12 protein-coding genes and 1 other RNA gene are annotated in these 15,072 nt (G+C 68.4%); 6 read left to right on the forward strand and 7 right to left on the reverse strand.

Annotated elements, in window-relative coordinates; translation table 11 throughout:
• Nucleotides 1–137: 137 nt before the first annotated feature.
• The 3 genes from glnA (AC3B6C_RS22640) to AC3B6C_RS22650 all read left to right on the forward strand — a co-directional run bounded on the left by glnA (AC3B6C_RS22640) (nt 138) and on the right by AC3B6C_RS22650 (nt 2,392).
• A complete protein-coding gene (glnA, locus tag AC3B6C_RS22640; protein WP_010841141.1) occupies nt 138–1,571 on the forward strand; it encodes a type I glutamate--ammonia ligase in 1,434 nt (477 codons plus the stop codon).
• A 140-nt stretch (nt 1,572–1,711) separates the two neighbouring features.
• Complete coding sequence (locus AC3B6C_RS22645; protein WP_488374220.1) at nt 1,712–1,969, forward strand: hypothetical protein; 258 nt, start codon at nt 1,712–1,714, stop codon at nt 1,967–1,969.
• 237 nt (nt 1,970–2,206) lie between these two features.
• Entirely contained in the window at nt 2,207–2,392 is a 186-nt protein-coding gene (locus tag AC3B6C_RS22650; RefSeq protein ID WP_010841143.1) for a hypothetical protein, read from the forward strand.
• A gap of 42 nt (nt 2,393–2,434) precedes the next feature.
• Here the strand turns inward: AC3B6C_RS22650 and AC3B6C_RS22655 are convergent, their stop codons facing one another.
• From AC3B6C_RS22655 to glnA (AC3B6C_RS22670), 4 genes are all read right to left on the reverse strand, one after another.
• On the reverse strand, nt 2,435–3,121 hold the full coding sequence (locus AC3B6C_RS22655; protein ID WP_010841144.1) for a biliverdin-producing heme oxygenase: 687 nt from the start codon (nt 3,119–3,121) through the stop codon (nt 2,435–2,437).
• Nucleotides 3,118–4,068: an endonuclease/exonuclease/phosphatase family protein gene (locus AC3B6C_RS22660; protein WP_010841145.1), complete on the reverse strand. Its 951-nt coding sequence runs from the start codon at nt 4,066–4,068 to the stop codon at nt 3,118–3,120. Before AC3B6C_RS22660 ends, AC3B6C_RS22655 begins: the two co-directional genes overlap by 4 nt.
• Before the next feature lie 77 nt (nt 4,069–4,145).
• On the reverse strand, nt 4,146–7,196 hold the full coding sequence (locus AC3B6C_RS22665; protein WP_488357967.1) for a bifunctional [glutamine synthetase] adenylyltransferase/[glutamine synthetase]-adenylyl-L-tyrosine phosphorylase: 3,051 nt from the start codon (nt 7,194–7,196) through the stop codon (nt 4,146–4,148).
• A gap of 66 nt (nt 7,197–7,262) precedes the next feature.
• A complete protein-coding gene (gene glnA / locus AC3B6C_RS22670) occupies nt 7,263–8,603 on the reverse strand; it encodes a type I glutamate--ammonia ligase (RefSeq protein WP_010841147.1) in 1,341 nt (446 codons plus the stop codon).
• A gap of 327 nt (nt 8,604–8,930) precedes the next feature.
• On the opposite strand from glnA (AC3B6C_RS22670), the gene panB reads away from it, so the two are divergent.
• The 3 genes from panB to AC3B6C_RS22685 all read left to right on the forward strand — a co-directional run bounded on the left by panB (nt 8,931) and on the right by AC3B6C_RS22685 (nt 12,339).
• Nucleotides 8,931–9,776, forward strand: a complete 846-nt coding sequence (gene panB, locus AC3B6C_RS22675; protein WP_055476622.1) for a 3-methyl-2-oxobutanoate hydroxymethyltransferase — start codon at nt 8,931–8,933, stop codon at nt 9,774–9,776.
• 23 nt (nt 9,777–9,799) lie between these two features.
• Nucleotides 9,800–10,777 carry a prolyl aminopeptidase gene (pip, locus tag AC3B6C_RS22680; protein ID WP_488374221.1) on the forward strand — a complete coding sequence of 326 codons (978 nt, stop codon included), beginning with the start codon at nt 9,800–9,802 and terminating at the stop codon, nt 10,775–10,777.
• A gap of 68 nt (nt 10,778–10,845) precedes the next feature.
• Nucleotides 10,846–12,339 carry a CYTH and CHAD domain-containing protein gene (locus AC3B6C_RS22685; protein WP_010841150.1) on the forward strand — a complete coding sequence of 498 codons (1,494 nt, stop codon included), beginning with the start codon at nt 10,846–10,848 and terminating at the stop codon, nt 12,337–12,339.
• 23 nt (nt 12,340–12,362) lie between these two features.
• Here AC3B6C_RS22685 and AC3B6C_RS22690 read toward each other — a convergent pair whose 3' ends face one another.
• The 3 genes from AC3B6C_RS22690 to AC3B6C_RS22700 form a co-directional block, all read right to left on the reverse strand.
• Complete coding sequence (locus tag AC3B6C_RS22690; protein WP_488374222.1) at nt 12,363–13,811, reverse strand: RNB domain-containing ribonuclease; 1,449 nt, start codon at nt 13,809–13,811, stop codon at nt 12,363–12,365.
• Between the two features lie 81 nt (nt 13,812–13,892).
• An RNA gene (rnpB, locus tag AC3B6C_RS22695) (RNase P RNA component class A) lies at nt 13,893–14,308 on the reverse strand.
• A gap of 70 nt (nt 14,309–14,378) precedes the next feature.
• A complete protein-coding gene (locus tag AC3B6C_RS22700; RefSeq protein ID WP_488374224.1) occupies nt 14,379–15,071 on the reverse strand; it encodes a histidine phosphatase family protein in 693 nt (230 codons plus the stop codon).
• Nucleotide 15,072: the final 1 nt, after the last annotated feature.

Below are 15,072 nucleotides of genomic sequence, written 5' to 3' on the forward strand. Positions count from 1 at the left end.
CACGGGGGAAACACGGACTTAGCGCATGGGCAACTTCGCCTCCATACGGTTGCCGCTGAGATCCGCTGCTGTTTCTCAGTGGCGGATGTGGCGTGTCCCCATACACGGACCACCGATCACGAAGGAGTCACCGCACGGTGTACAGCAGTAAAGAAGAACTACTCGAGGGCATCAAGAAGGAAGGTGTCGAGTACGTCGACATCCGATTCTGCGACCTGCCCGGTGTCATGCAGCACTTCTCGATCCCCGCGTCGGCCTTCGACGAGGACGTCTTCGAGGACGGTCTGGCATTCGACGGCTCGTCGGTGCGTGGCTTCCAGTCCATCAACGAGTCGGACATGATGCTGCTGCCCGACCCGGCCACCGCGCGGATCGACCCGTTCCGCAAGGCCAAGACGATGAACCTCAGCTTCTTCGTCCACGATCCGTTCACCCGTGAGGCCTACAGCCGCGACCCGCGCAACGTCGCCCGCAAGGCCGAGGACTACCTCGCCTCCACCGGCGTGGCGGACACCTGCTTCTTCGGCGCCGAGGCCGAGTTCTACATCTTCGACTCGGTGTCCTTCGGCTCCGAGATGAACGGCACCTTCTACGAGGTCGAGTCCGAGTCCGGCTGGTGGAACACAGCGTCCCCGACCGATCCCGACGGCAGCCCGAACCTCGGCTACAAGGTCCGCCCGAAGGGTGGCTACTTCCCCGTCGCTCCGTACGACCACTACGTCGACCTGCGCGACGAGATGTCGACCAACCTGCAGAACTCGGGCTTCGAGCTCGAGCGCGGCCACCACGAGGTCGGCACCGCGGGCCAGGCGGAGATCAACTACAAGTTCAACACGCTGCTCCACGCAGCCGATGACGTGCAGCTGTTCAAGTACATCATCAAGAACACCGCGTGGCAGAACGGCAAGTCGGTCACCTTCATGCCGAAGCCGCTGTTCGGTGACAACGGCTCGGGCATGCACGCCCACCAGTCCCTGTGGAAGGACGGCAAGCCGCTGTTCCACGACGAGGCCGGCTACGCGGGCCTGTCGGACCTGGCGCGCTACTACATCGGCGGCATCCTGCACCACGCGCCGTCGTTGCTGGCCTTCACCAACCCGACGGTCAACTCCTACAAGCGTCTGGTGCCGGGCTACGAGGCCCCCATCAACCTCGTCTACAGCCAGCGCAACCGGTCGGCCTGTGTGCGTATCCCGATCACCGGCAACAACCCGAAGGCCAAGCGCCTCGAGTTCCGTTGCCCGGACAGCTCGGGCAACCCGTACCTGGCGTTCGCCGCGATGATGATGGCCGGCCTGGACGGCATCAAGAACAAGATCGAGCCGCACGAGCCCGTCGACAAGGACCTCTACGAGCTCCCGCCGGAGGAGGCGAAGAGCATCCCGCAGGCTCCGACCTCGCTGGCCGCGGTCATCGACCGCCTCGAAGAGGATCACGAGTACCTCACCGCCGGTGGCGTGTTCACCGAGGACCTCATCGAGACCTGGATCGCGCTGAAGCGTGAGAACGAGATCGAGCCGGTGCAGATCCGTCCGCACCCGTACGAGTTCTCGCTGTACTACGACTGCTGAGCCACTCGGCTCACATCGACCCGGCCCGCTCCGCGATCGCACTCCGATCGCCGAGCGGGCCGTTTCGTTGCACATCTACCGGCACGTCAATCCGCGCGAGGCGCCCAATTCGACCGGCGCACCGTGCGACGATGAGCCGCATGGGCACACTTCTGACGTCCGACGAGTTCGAGATCCGCCTGCTGTTCGCGGAGTCGGTCCCGGAGGTGATGCAGTTCGTCCGCGACGTGGTCCGGCAACGCGAACCGATCGCCCTCGAACTCGAGGGATCGGCTCACCTCGTGAACCTCGCCAACGTCGCGCACCTCTCGTTGGTCGATCACACTCCCGACGACGACACGCTGGACTCCGACGAGCGAACCACCGTCGTGCTGTCCATCCCCGAGGCGAGAGAGTAACGACGCCACGCACCTCGGGCGCATGGCCGTCGCAGCTTTCCTCGCCGACTCCTGACGTGTGCCGGCCCGGCCCGTAGAGCAAGCTCGATCGCGCCGACGATTCGTCTCACGGTGAGACCGTGAAACGGCGATCGTCGAACCATCGGTCGCCGGCGTGGCGACCCTCACACGTGATCCATATCACTTTTAGGACTTGTTGCTCTGCCGACTCACAAGGTACGACCGTAGTTTGGACGGATGACCCGTGATGTATATGTCGAAGACCTCGTACCCGGCGACCGGATCAGCCTCGAAGGCACCCCTCGCGTGGTTCGCACCACCAGTCGTCTCGACGACAACCAGCTGCGTATCGAGCTCGTGAAGGGCCACGACGATGTGAGCGAGGTCGTGCTGCACCGCACGGTCAAGCTGCAGGTCAACTGAGCCGAGCTCGACAGATCCCGGCCGCTCGGGCGGACCTATGGGTCAGGCTGCCCGGGCACCGTCGAGATCGCCGAACACTGCCTGGTTGTGATCGAACGCCGCCACGGCCTCGTCGACGAGACGATCGATCCCGTCCGCGTCGAGGGGTAGCGCGTCGAGCCGCGCCCGGTAGGCGTCCTTGTAGCGCTTGAGCTTGTCGATCTCGTCGAACGAGTAGAAACTCAGCGCGTCGTCGTCGACGCCGTAGTGCTCCCGCATGCGATGGGCCACCACCTGGCCGCCGCTGAGGTCGCCGAGGTAACGCGTGTAGTGATGGGCCACATAGCGCGCCGGATCGGCACGGGTGGACTCGATCGCTGTCACATAACGCCGCACGGCCGGCAACGGCGTCTCACGCGACGGGTCGATGCCGAACGACGCGAGGTCGGCACCGAGTCGTTGCAGGCGTAGCAGTTTCGGGTCCAGCACGGCGTCGGCGACCGGGTCCCCGGCCAGTTCCGCACCGACGCGCTCGAGTGCCTCGTAGACGAAGTAGAGCTGGATCGCGAGACGCTGATACTCCCCGGTGTCCAGCCGGCCCGACATCAGATCGTCGATGAACGGCGCATGCTCGGCGCGTTCGTGCGCCACCGCGGTCGCCGATCGGAGTCGCGCGGAGATACTCGGGTACTCGGGAACACTCGGGCCGTCGGCGGTCTGGGGTCCGGCCTTCTCGGGATCGGGGGTCATGATGCCACCAGTGATACCACCAGAGTCCGGTGATCGGAACCCGGAAGGTAGTGGGTGTCCATCGAGGTCGCCACGAAGCCGCGCAGGATGACCCGGTCGATGGCGACCAGCGGCCGGTTGCCGATCCGCTTGTCGGTGGGATAGCTCGGCAGGAAGCCGGCGCCCGCGAGGTCGGTCCCGTCGACGAGTCCGTTGGTCAGCAGGTTGCGGTACTTCGCGTGATTCCAGGTCGAGTTGTAGTCCCCGATCGCGATGACCCGCCCGGGTGGGAGCTGCTCGAAATGCTCGGCGAGGGTGTCCATGTCGGCGAGCCAGTCCCAGTTCCGGCCCCACAGCGGTGCAGCCGGGTGGATCGCCAGCACCTGGGTCCCCGCCGCCCCCGGCAGATCCGTACGGGCCTGCAGATTGTGCAGCACGGTACCCGGGATGTTGTACCGCTCGTCGAGCGGCTTCTTGCTGAACAATGCGGTGCCGGCCGCGTAGGTGTACGGGATCGCGAACTGATGAGGCAGCGCGCGGCCGATCTCGCTGCGCCGCAGGCGCTCCAACGCCTCCGGTGTGACCTCCTGGAGCGACAACAGATCAGGATCGGCGTCGGCGACGATCTTCTCGAGCACACCGAGGTCGCCACCGCCGAAGAGCAGATTCGACGACACCACGGTGAACCGCTCGCCGGCCGGCACGGGCTCGGCGACGACGAGGGGCACCTGGGTGTAGGCCAGCGCGCCGGCCGCCACGACCGCGAGCGCCAGCATGAACCAGCGTCGCAGGACCCCGAAGACGACGATCGCGATCAACCCGGGGATGAGGGCGAATTGCACCCCGCTCGTGAGGTACAGCGCGACGTCGCCGCGCGACGGGTAGAAGTGCAGGAACACGCCCAGCACCACGCCGGCGAGCATCGCCCACCCCAGGACGTACGCGGCCGCCCACAGAAATCTCGTCATCGCTCCCCCAAATGGTCCGGTGTCCCCCGCCGGATTCGTCTGAGCCCTTCTCGGGCCTGGTCAGTCGCGTCGGCGCGTCAGGCCCCGAAGACCTTGAGCACCACGGCCTTGGCCCGGCGCGTGACCCGTAGATAATTCTCCAGGAATTCGTTGGCCTGGTCTTCCGGCCATCCGGCGGCGAAGGCGATCTGACGCAGCTGTGCACCCGGTCCGGGGAGTTGGTCGATCGGCTTGCCACGGACCAGGACCAGCGCGTTGCGCGCCTTCGTCGCGGTCGTCCAGGCGTCCTTGAGCAGCGCGACGTCGTTCTCCGACAACAGCTCCGCAGCGCCGATGGCGTCCAGCGAGTCGAGGGTCGACGTGTTGTGCAGGCTGCGGTAGCGGTGCGCGTACTTGAGCTGGAGCAGTTGCACGGTCCACTCGATGTCGGCGAGGCCGCCGCGTCCGAGTTTGGTGTGGGTGGCCGGATCGGCACCGCGCGGCAGACGTTCGGCGTCCACCCGGGCCTTGATCCGGCGGATCTCCTTGACGGCGTCGTTGCTGACCCCGCCGGCCGGGTAGCGGACGTGATCGATCATGTGCAGGAAGTCGATGCCGAGCGCCTCGTCGCCGGCGACCTGATGCGCACGGAGCAGCGCCTGGACCTCCCACGGCTGCGCCCACTGCGCGTAGTACGCGGCATACGACGCGAGGGTCCGCACGATGGGACCGTTCCGGCCCTCCGGGCGCAGACCCGTGTCGACCTCCAACGGCGGATCCGCACTGGGACTGCCCAGCATCGACCGCACGTTCTCCGCGATCGTCTGCGCCCACTTGAGCGCCTCGGACTCCTCGGCGTCCCGATCGGGCTGGCACACGAACATCACGTCGGCGTCCGAACCGTAGCCGAGCTCACCGCCGCCGAGCCGGCCCATGCCGATCACCGCGATGCGGGCCGGCGCCCGGCTCCCCCGCTCGCGTTCGGAGATGTCGATGGCCACGGTGAGCGCGGCGTTGAGCACCGCCGCCCAGACACTCGACAGCGCGTTGCAGACGGCAGGCACGTCGAGAAGCCCCAGGACGTCGGCCGAAGCGATGCGGACCAGCTCGGCCCGTCGATGCGACCGGGCCACGGCCACCGCACGTTTCATGTCCTGCTGGCGGACGGTCGACGCGATGAGGCCCTTGGCGACGTCCTCGGGTCGTACGTTGCAGAGCTTGGGCCCGTCGGGCCCGTCGGAGTACTGGTGGATCACCTCGGGCGAGCGCATCAGCATGTTCGCGATGTACTCCGACGTCCCGAGCACCTTCATCAGCCGCGCCGCGACGACGCCGTCGTCGCGCAACAGCCGCAGGAACCAGTCGGTGTCCTCCATGACCTCGCACAACCGGCGATAGTTCAGCAGACCCGCGTCGGGATCGGGGGTGTCCCCGATGTGCTCGAGCAGCTGGGGCAGGATGAGGAGCTGGATCTGGCCACGCCGCCCCGGCGCGTTCGACAGCGCGCGGATGTGACTCAACGCGCGCTCGGGCTTCGCGTAACCCAGTGCGGCCAGCCGTCTCTCGGCCGAGGTGTCGGTCAGGGTCAGCTCGTCGGTCTTGAAGCGTGTGACCGCTTCGAGCAGCGGCCGGTAGAACAGCTTCTGGTGCAGGCGCCGGACCCGCAGGCTCTGGTGGCGGATCTGTTCGCGCAGCACCCCGGTCGCGTCGAGTTCGCCCTCGCGCCGGATGTGCGCGGCGCGCGCGAGCCACCGGAGGGCCTCGTGGTCGTCGGGCTGGGGCAGCAGGTGGGTCCGGGACATCCGCTGCAGTTGCAGACGATGCTCCAGCAGACGCAGGAATTGGTACGACGCACTGAGATTCGCGGCGTCGTCGCGTCCGACATAACCGCCCGCGGTGAGCGCGGCCAGTGCGTCGACGGTCGGCATCACTCGCAGGTTCTCGTCGACCCGGCCGTGCACCATCTGCAGGAGCTGGACCGCGAACTCGACGTCGCGCAGACTGCCGCGTCCCAGTTTGAGGTTGCGTTCCCGCTCGGCCTCGGGCACCAGCGATTCGACCCGGCGTCGCATCTTCTGGACCTCGGGGACGAAGTCGGGTCGCTCGGCGGCCTTCCACACCATCGGTTTGACGGCGGCGATGTAGTCGTCGGCGAGTTGCATGTCGCCGGTCATCGCCCGTGCCTTCAGGAGCGCCTGGAACTCCCAGGTCTTCGCCCAGCGCTCGTAGTAGGCGACATGCGATTCGAGGGTCCGCGTCAGCGCGCCGGACTTCCCCTCGGGCCGCAGCGCGGCGTCGACCTCGAAGAAGGCGAGCGAACCGATGCGCATCATCTCGCCGGCGATGCGCGCCGCGGTGCCGTCGGCCGGGTCACTGACGAAGATGACGTCGACATCGCTGACGTAGTTGAGTTCGCGCGCACCGCATTTGCCCATCGCGACGACGGCGAGGCGAACCGAGATCGGCTTGTCCCCGCACACCTCCGCGAAGGCGACGGCCAGTGCCGCGGTGAGGGCGGCGTCGGCCAGGTCGGACAGGTACGCCCCGACCTCGGGCAGCCACATCACCGGCTCGTCCTCGACGGTCGAGGCGACGTCGTGTGCGGCGAGCTGCAGGATCAGGTTTCGGTAGGCCAGACGCAGCGCCACCACGGCCTTCGGGCCGGTGAGCCGGGCCCGGTACACCCGATTGCCCTTCTCGATCTCACCCGGCACGGGCTGCGCATCGACCGAGGCGAGCATCAGCCGGTCGACCTCGGCGCGGTCGGGCAACTCGTCGGGGACCAGCAGCCGCCAGCTCGACGGTTCGGCGACGAGGTGATCGGCGAGTGCGTCGGAGGAACCGATGACCGCGAACAGGCGCCCGCGGAACGAGCGTTGTGCGCGGACCAGGGCGTCGATCTCGGACCACTCGTCGCCGACCGCACCGCGCAGCCGGACGAGGGTTCGCAGCGCGAGGTCGGCGTCGGGAGATCGCGACAGCGCCCACAACACGTCGACCGATTCGGGCGTGTTCCAGCCGAGATCGGCCAGGTTCCGGGGTGCGGAGTCGTCGAGGAGACCCAGGCGGCCCGCGCTGGGGACCGTGCTGCGTCCGGCTCGCCCAGGGAGTCCGGACCGTGCCGGGGGTGGTCCCGATCGTGTTGTCACATCACAAAAGTAGCGACCGGGTCCGCCGAATACGACATCGCGGTCCCGGACCGGGCCGCAGCACCCCTACAGCGGCAGGTAGTTCTTCAGCTCGAACGGTGTCACGAGGCTGCGGTAGTTGGTCCATTCCGTCCACTTGTTGCGGAGGAAGTAGTCGAAGACGTGCTCGCCGAGTGCTTCGGCGACCAGCTCCGAGTTCTCCATCTCCTTCAACGCGTCGGCCAGGCTTCCGGGGAGTTCCTTGTAGCCCATCGCGCGACGCTCGGCCGAGGTGAGGGCCCAGACGTCGTCCTCGGCCTCGTCGGGCAGCTCGTAGTCCTCGTTGATGCCCTTGAGTCCGGCGGCCAGCAGGACCGCGAAGGTCAGATACGGGTTGCAGGCGGAGTCGGGGCTGCGGACCTCGACGCGCCGCGAGGACGCCTTGTTCGGCGTGTAGAGCGGGAGACGGATCAGCGCGGACCGGTTCGCGCCACCCCAGGTCGCCGCGGTGGGCGCCTCACCGCCGTGGATGAGCCGCTTGTAGCTGTTGACCCACTGATTGGTGACGGCGCTGATCTCCGAGGCGTGGTGCAGGATGCCGGCGATGAACTTCTTGCCGGTGACGGAGAGCTGCATCGGGTCGTCGGGGTTGTGGAAGGCGTTGATGTCGCCCTCGAAGAGGCTCAGGTGGGTGTGCATCGCCGACCCGGGATGCTCGCTGAACGGCTTGGGCATGAAGGTCGCCCAGACGCCCTCGTTGATCGCGACCTCCTTGATGAGGTAGCGGAACGTCATCACGTTGTCGGCCATCGACAGGGCGTCGGCGTAGCGCAGGTCGATCTCCTGCTGCCCCGGAGCGCCCTCGTGGTGGGAGAACTCGACCGAGATGCCCATCGACTCGAGCGCCTCGATCGCGTGCCGCCGGAAGTTCGGCGCGGCGTCGTGGACGGCCTGGTCGAAGTAGCCGCCCGAGTCCGCCGGGGTCGGCACCGACCCGTCGAGAGGGGCCTCCTTCAGCAGGAAGAACTCGATCTCGGGATGGACGTAGCAACTGAAGCCGAGGTCGGCGGCCTTGTTCAGCTGCCGGCGCAGGACGTGACGCGAGTCGGCCCAGCTGGGGGTGCCGTCGGGCATCGCGATGTCGCAGAACATGCGTGCCGAGTGGTGCCGGCCGGCCGAGGTGGTCCACGGCAGCACCTGGAAGGTCGACGGATCGGGTTTGGCGACGGTGTCGGCCTCCGAGACCCGGGAGAAGCCCTCGATGGCCGAGCCGTCGAAGCCGATCCCCTCGGCGAACGCGCCTTCGAGTTCGGCGGGGGCGATCGCCACGGACTTCAGATAACCGAGGACGTCGGTGAACCACAGACGGACGAAACGGATGTCGCGCTCTTCGAGGGTCCGCAGCACGAATTCCTTTTGGCGATCCATGGTCGCCGACCTTAGAAGTACGCTGTTAAATCCGTGTTACACGCGCGAATCCAACTCGCTGTGCAGCGGCTTTGCCGACGCCATCCCACATGATGAGACGGCTGGCCGGTCACCTGGGATCCGGCACGGCACAGTCGTACCGCCGGCTCGGTGTCCAGAGTCGCATACGCCGAAAGTCGGGACGCTCGCACGTGTGACCAATCGCATAGAGACGACCGGTCACAACTGGCCGCGCCGGTGAAACAATGGCCTACGTCCGTGTTCAACCCGGGTACCCGCCGCGCCGATCTCCGGCCAGTCGGGACTCGAGGCAGAAAAGAGACAATGATGTCCGATTCCTCGGTCTATGGTGCGCCCGCCTCCGGCCAGTCCGCCAAGCGTCGCGTGACCCGCATCCACCACCTGGCCCAGATGAAGGCCGAAGGCGAGAAGTGGTCGATGCTCACCGCGTACGACTACTCCTCCGCCCGCATCTTCGATGCCGCCGAGATCCCCGTGCTCCTCGTCGGCGACTCCGCGGCCAACGTCGTCCTGGGCTACGACACCACGATCCCGATCACCGTCGACGAGATGATCCCGCTGATCCGCGGCGTCGTACGCGGCGCACCGCACGCACTCGTCGTCGCCGACATGCCGTTCGGCAGCTACGAGATGGGTCCGCAGCACGCCCTCGAAAACGCGTTCCGCATCTTCAAGGAGACCGGCGCACACGCGGTGAAGCTCGAGGGCGGCGAGCGTGTGGCACCCCAGATCGCCGCGTTGACCGCCGCCGGGATCCCGGTCATGGCGCACATCGGTTTCACCCCGCAGAGTGTCAACGGGCTCGGCGGATTCCGCGTCCAGGGCCGCGGGGACGGCGCCGATCAGCTCATCGCCGACGCCATCGCCGTCCAGGAGGCGGGTGCGTTCGCCGTGGTGATGGAGATGGTCCCGGCCGACCTCGCCGGTCAGATCACCCGCAAGCTCACCATCCCCACCGTGGGGATCGGCGCGGGCAACGAGACCGACGCCCAGGTCCTGGTGTGGCAGGACATGGCCGGCCTCACCCACGGCAAGACCGCCCGATTCGTCAAGCGCTTCGCCGACGTCGGTGGCGAGTTGCGTTCGGCCGCCGAGCAATACGCCGACGAGGTACGCCGCGGGGTGTTCCCGGGTCCCGAGCACAGCTACTGATCGGGGCGCCTACGCTGGCGTCCATGCGGAACTTCTACCCGGAGATCGAGCCCTACGCCGCCGGTCACCTCGACGTCGGCGACGGCCAGCAGATCTACTGGGAGACGTCGGGCAACCCGGACGGGAAACCCGCCGTCTTCGTGCACGGCGGGCCCGGTGGCGGAACCGCCCCCGCGCAACGCAGGTTCTTCGACCCGGCGAAGTACCGGATCGTGCTGTTCGACCAGCGCGGCTGCGGACAGTCGCGGCCCCACATCGCCGACGGCGCCGACCTGACGGTCAACACGACGCCGCACCTGATCGCCGACATGGAACGGCTCCGCGCCCATCTCGGGATCGAGCGCTGGCAGGTCTTCGGCGGATCGTGGGGCTCGACGCTCGGACTGGCCTACGCGCAGACACATCCCGAGCGGGTCACCGAACTCGTGCTGCGCGGCATCTTCCTCCTGCGGCGCAGCGAGATCGACTGGTACTACAACGGCGGTGCCGCACACATCTACCCCGACCTGTGGGAGAGCTACCTCGATCCCATACCGGTCGACGAGCGCGACGGCGACCTGGTCGAGGCGTACCACCGGCTGCTCACCTCCGGCGATGCCGCGACCGCCCGCGCCGCGGCCCGCGCTTGGACGGGCTGGGAGCAGGCGACGAGCTACCTCCTCCCCCGCCCCGACGAGGGTTCGGACGGTTCCTCGGGAGACGACGCCGAGGACACCGGCCGCTTCGACCTCGCGTTCGCGTCGATCGAGAACCACTACTTCGTCAACCACGGATTCCTCCGCGACGGCCAGCTCCTCGACGACATCGACCGGATCGCCTCCATACCCGGCGTGATCGTCCAGGGCCGGTACGACGTGGTGTGCCCGGCGCGCAGCGCCTGGGACCTGCACCGGGCGTGGCCGGCCGCCGATCTGCACATCGTCGCCGACGCCGGACACGCGTCCTATGAACCGGGTATCCGCCATCACCTCATCGAGGCGACCGACCGCTTCGCGCGGTAGCCGACGCCGACGGTCGGCCGAGGTCACTAGACTCGACGGACAGCCGTCGACGACTTCAGGAGGAACAGGTGGCCGCATCCGAACAGGTCGAGGTGGAGCTCAAGTTCGATGTGGACGCCGGCCACGCGGCCCCCGACCTGCGGGCGCTGCCGGGCGTCGTCTCGGCGACGACCCCCGAGACCTTCTCCCTCGACGCCACCTACTTCGACACCGAGAATCTCGATCTCGCCGGTAACAAGATCACCATGCGCCGACGTACCGGCGGGACCGACGAGGGCTGGCACCTCAAGCGCCCCACCGACATTCCCGGGGCACGGCGCGAATTGCAGGTGGGTTTCGACGAGGCGCCCGCGGACGGCGAGGTTCCCGAGGCGCTGTCGGGCCCGGTCCTGGCCCACATCCGCGCGCGAACGCTGATCCCGGTCGCGGTGATCTCGACGACGCGCACCGTGACCCGGCTGCTGGGTGCCGACGACGAGCCGCTCGCCGAGCTCGCCGAGGATCTGGTGACCGCGCAGTCGCTCCTGCCGGGTGGCCACTGCCAGCAGTGGGCGGAGTGGGAGTTCGAACTGCTCTCCGGCGGCACGCCCAAGCTGCTCAAGGCGGCCGACAAGGCGCTGCGCGCCGGTGGCGGTCGTGAGGCGTCGAGCGCGTCGAAGCTCGCCCGGGCGATCGGCGCGACACCGACCGTGCACGAGCCGCGACTCTCCAAGCGGCCCACCGCACTCGAACTCGTCGTGACCGACATCGCGCTCCACCGCAATTCACTGGTCGCCTACGACCCGCTGGTGCGCGTCGACGCCCCCGACGCGGTGCACCAGATGCGCGTGGCCTGCCGACGCCTGCGCAGCGTGTTGTCGGGCTTCCCCACCGTCCTCGACGCCGAGCGCACCGCGCACGTCGGCGCCGAACTGAAGCTGCTCGCCCAGATCCTGGGTGACGCGCGCGATTCGGAGGTGCAGCTGGAGTTGAGCGAGTCGCTGCTGCGTGGCGAGAACGCCTCGCCCGAACTGCTCGCCGAGCTCGCCGGCACCGAGGTCACCGCGCACGACCGGGCACTTCGCGCGGCGCACGCCGCCATGTCGTCGAAGAGGTACTTCACCCTGCTCGACAGCATCGACGGCCTGATCGCCTCGCCCCCTCCGGGTCCCGACGCCGACCTACCGGCGACCACGGTCGTCGACAAGGCGATCGCCCGCAGCCGCAAGCACATTCATCGAGCGCAGGCCCGCCTCGCCGGGTTCACCGAGGGTTCCGACGAATGGGAAGAGCAGCTGCACACCATCCGCAAGCGGGCGAAGCGGCTGCGCTACAGCATCGACGCGACCGAACCGCTCGGCAAGAAGAAGTACCGCGAGGTCGGCTCGGCTGCCAAGAAGATCCAGTCCGCCCTGGGGGATTTCAACGACACCCGGATCAATCGGACGCGACTCGCGGAGATCGCGGCGGCCGGAAACCTCGGTGGCCCGGACATGTTCGTCCTCGGCCGGATCGACGCCCGGCTCGAGGCCGACGGACACCGTGCGATCGCCGCGTACCGTCGGGTCGCGAAGGAACTCTGACCCGCCGGCGCAGCCACGACAGGTCAGACCCGGCGGAACTCCACCGTCCGGCTGACCTCGTCGGCCGTGACGAGTTCCACGACGACGCGGTCGCCGGGCCGGAGATCACCCGCGCACCGCGCCACGACCGGTGGATCGGCCAGAAAGATCTGGGCCGGCCGTCGCTCGGTGGCACCGGACATCACCACCGCCTCGAAGCGCTCACCCACCCGTTCCCGGAGGATGACGGCCTCGGCGAGGTCGATGCTCGCCCGGTCCGCGGTGGCGCCGAGCGTGTCGGCGGACCGCAAGATCTTGGGAAGTGTCGGCAACGCACGCTGCACCCAGTCCGGTACCAGCGTACCAGCGGTGACCGCCAGGCACACCTCGGTGGCGAACCGGTCGCCCAGGCGACGCAGGGGCGCGGTGACATGTGCGTAGAGACCACCGATGGCCGAATGCCGCATGAGTGCGTCGTCGACGCGATCGGCTTCACCGGCCCCGGTGAGCGCGAGATAATTGGCGCCCCGCATCAGGCCCCCGGCGGCCGACTGCAGGGCCAGCGTGCTCGGCTCGTCACCCGGCAGACCCGCCAGGAACCGTCCCACCGACAGCCCGTCCGGCCAGTGCACGCCGAGCGCCCGGGTGGCGGCGCGCAGGTCCTCGACCGCGTTGTCCTCGGCCGGCGGCAGTGTGCGCAGCAGCCCCACACCGGCCTCGGCCATCAGCGTGCCCGCGCACATCCCGGCCAGCAGCGACACCTGCGCGTTCCACATGTCGGCGGGTGTGTGCGCCTCGAGATCGAGCCGCCACCCGTCGTCGGTGCGGGTGACCGTCTGATCGGGCAGGTCGAGTTCGACCGCGCCCCGCTCCAGCGCGACCTCGTGCCGGAGTTCGCCGAACGCGGGCAGAGCCGCGATCGACGGATGCAGCCGGCCTGCGGTCGCATCGGCCGAGACGCCGGCGTAGTCGAGGCGCGCGACGGACCGGATTCGGGATCGACGCACCCGCACATCGGTCACCGATCCGTCTCCGTCCACCCGGATCGTCCACAGCACACACAGCCTGACCTGTTCGGGCAGAAGAGAACCCGCGCCCTCGGACAGTTCGCGAGGATGCAGCGGGACCGAGCCGTCCGGAAAGTACACGGTGGTGCCGCGTCGTCGGCTCTCCTGGTCGAGGGCGCCCTCCGGAGTGATCAGGGCTGCGACGTCGGCGATCGCGTAGTCGACGACGAACCCGCCCCCGTCTGCGGTGATGTGCACCGCCTGGTCGAGGTCTCGCGAGGTCGGCGGGTCGATCGTGACGAACGGCAATTCGGTGTGGTCCTCGCGGACATCGGCGTACCGGTCGGCGCCCGCGGCGCCGGATTCGATCAGTTCCGCGGTGGCCCGTGCTTCGGCGAGGGCATCCTCGCCGTACTCCTCGTCGACGCCCAGTTCGGTGCGTATACCGGCGAAGTCGATGTCGGGGGCCGAGAGAATGCGCTTCACTCCCCCAACCCTAGAGAGCACGACGACCCGGGTGGGGCGCGACGCGCGCCGATGGGCACGGCATCGACCGGACGAGAGAGGCGAACGAGTCGGCACGTAAGCCGGATCCTGTACCCGCACGGTCGTGAGACCGATGCGGGTGGCGACCATCCATCTGGGCACACCGTCGCCGGGTACCTCGAGCGGCCCACCCGCGGGCTGGGGCGAGCAGCCCTCGTGACGCCCGCGCACACGCACCGCGAGGTGCGTGCTTCGGCCTTGCTCCGGGTGGGGTTTACCTAGCCGGCACGGTCACCCGTGCCGCTGGTGCGCTCTTACCGCACCGTTTCACCCTTACCTGCCTTGCGGCCGGCGGTCTGTTCTCTGTGGCACTGTCCCGCGGGTCACCCCGGGTTGCCGTTGACAACCACCCTGCTCTGCGGAGTCCGGACTTTCCTCGATGCGCGGCGTGGCGGGAAACCGCCCGTTCCGCGCACCGCGGCCGCCCGGCCGACTCGTTCGCGCACTCAGGATACGCCCGGGACTATGAGTCGACGGCACCGGTGTTCTGACACCGGACTGCGACGGTCAGACGCGCCAGTGTGCGGCGTCGTTGACGAGCCGGACCACGGACCCGCCGTCGTCGAAGTACTCGGCGATCGACACCGAAGCGAGGTCGAGGTGCAGCCGGAACAGCAGTTCGGGTCCGACGCCGAGCGCATCCTGCAACATCGTCTTGATGGGGGTGACGTGCGAGACCAGGACCACCGTCTGCCCCGGATACCAGTCCAGCAGTTCGGCTTTCGTCTGCGCGATGCGCTCGGCGACCTGGGCGAAGCTCTCCCCACCCGGTGCCGGCACGGTGACGTCGGACAGCCAGGAGCGGTGCAGCTCCGGGTCACGCGCGGACGCCTCCGTGAACGTCAGGCCTTCCCAGTCGCCGAAGTCGTTCTCGATCAGCCCGGCGTGTTCGACGACCTCGATCCCGGTCAGCGCGCCGACCTCCTCGGCGGTGGCGCGCGCACGACGCAACGGCGAGGTCACGATCGCGGCGATCCCGTCCTCACGCACGACGCGCTCCGCGGCCGCGCGGGCCTGGCGTCGGCCCTCGTCGGTGAGTTCGGGATTGCCGCGACCGGAGTAGCGTCGTCCGACCGACAGCGCGGTCTGTCCGTGCCGGAGCAGAATGAACCGCGTCGGCTCCCCGCGCCGTCCCTGCCACGACGGCGCCTTCGCCGCCGAATCGCCTTCGGGCACAGACTCTTCGGCCGTTGCCGTCATG

The organism is Gordonia sp. 11cp, assembly GCF_057767225.1.

Coding starts and splice junctions, on each gene's coding strand:
- glnA (WP_010841147.1), bottom strand. CDS start 8,603: ATGGATCGCCAAAAGGAATTCGTGCTGCGGACCCTCGAAGAGCGCGAC.
- pip (WP_488374221.1), top strand. CDS start 9,800: ATGCGGAACTTCTACCCGGAGATCGAGCCCTACGCCGCCGGTCACCTC.
- AC3B6C_RS22655 (WP_010841144.1), bottom strand. CDS start 3,121: ATGACCCCCGATCCCGAGAAGGCCGGACCCCAGACCGCCGACGGCCCG.
- AC3B6C_RS22700 (WP_488374224.1), bottom strand. CDS start 15,071: ATGACGGCAACGGCCGAAGAGTCTGTGCCCGAAGGCGATTCGGCGGCG.
- AC3B6C_RS22645 (WP_488374220.1), top strand. CDS start 1,712: ATGGGCACACTTCTGACGTCCGACGAGTTCGAGATCCGCCTGCTGTTC.
- panB (WP_055476622.1), top strand. CDS start 8,931: ATGTCCGATTCCTCGGTCTATGGTGCGCCCGCCTCCGGCCAGTCCGCC.
- AC3B6C_RS22650 (WP_010841143.1), top strand. CDS start 2,207: ATGACCCGTGATGTATATGTCGAAGACCTCGTACCCGGCGACCGGATC.
- AC3B6C_RS22660 (WP_010841145.1), bottom strand. CDS start 4,068: ATGACGAGATTTCTGTGGGCGGCCGCGTACGTCCTGGGGTGGGCGATG.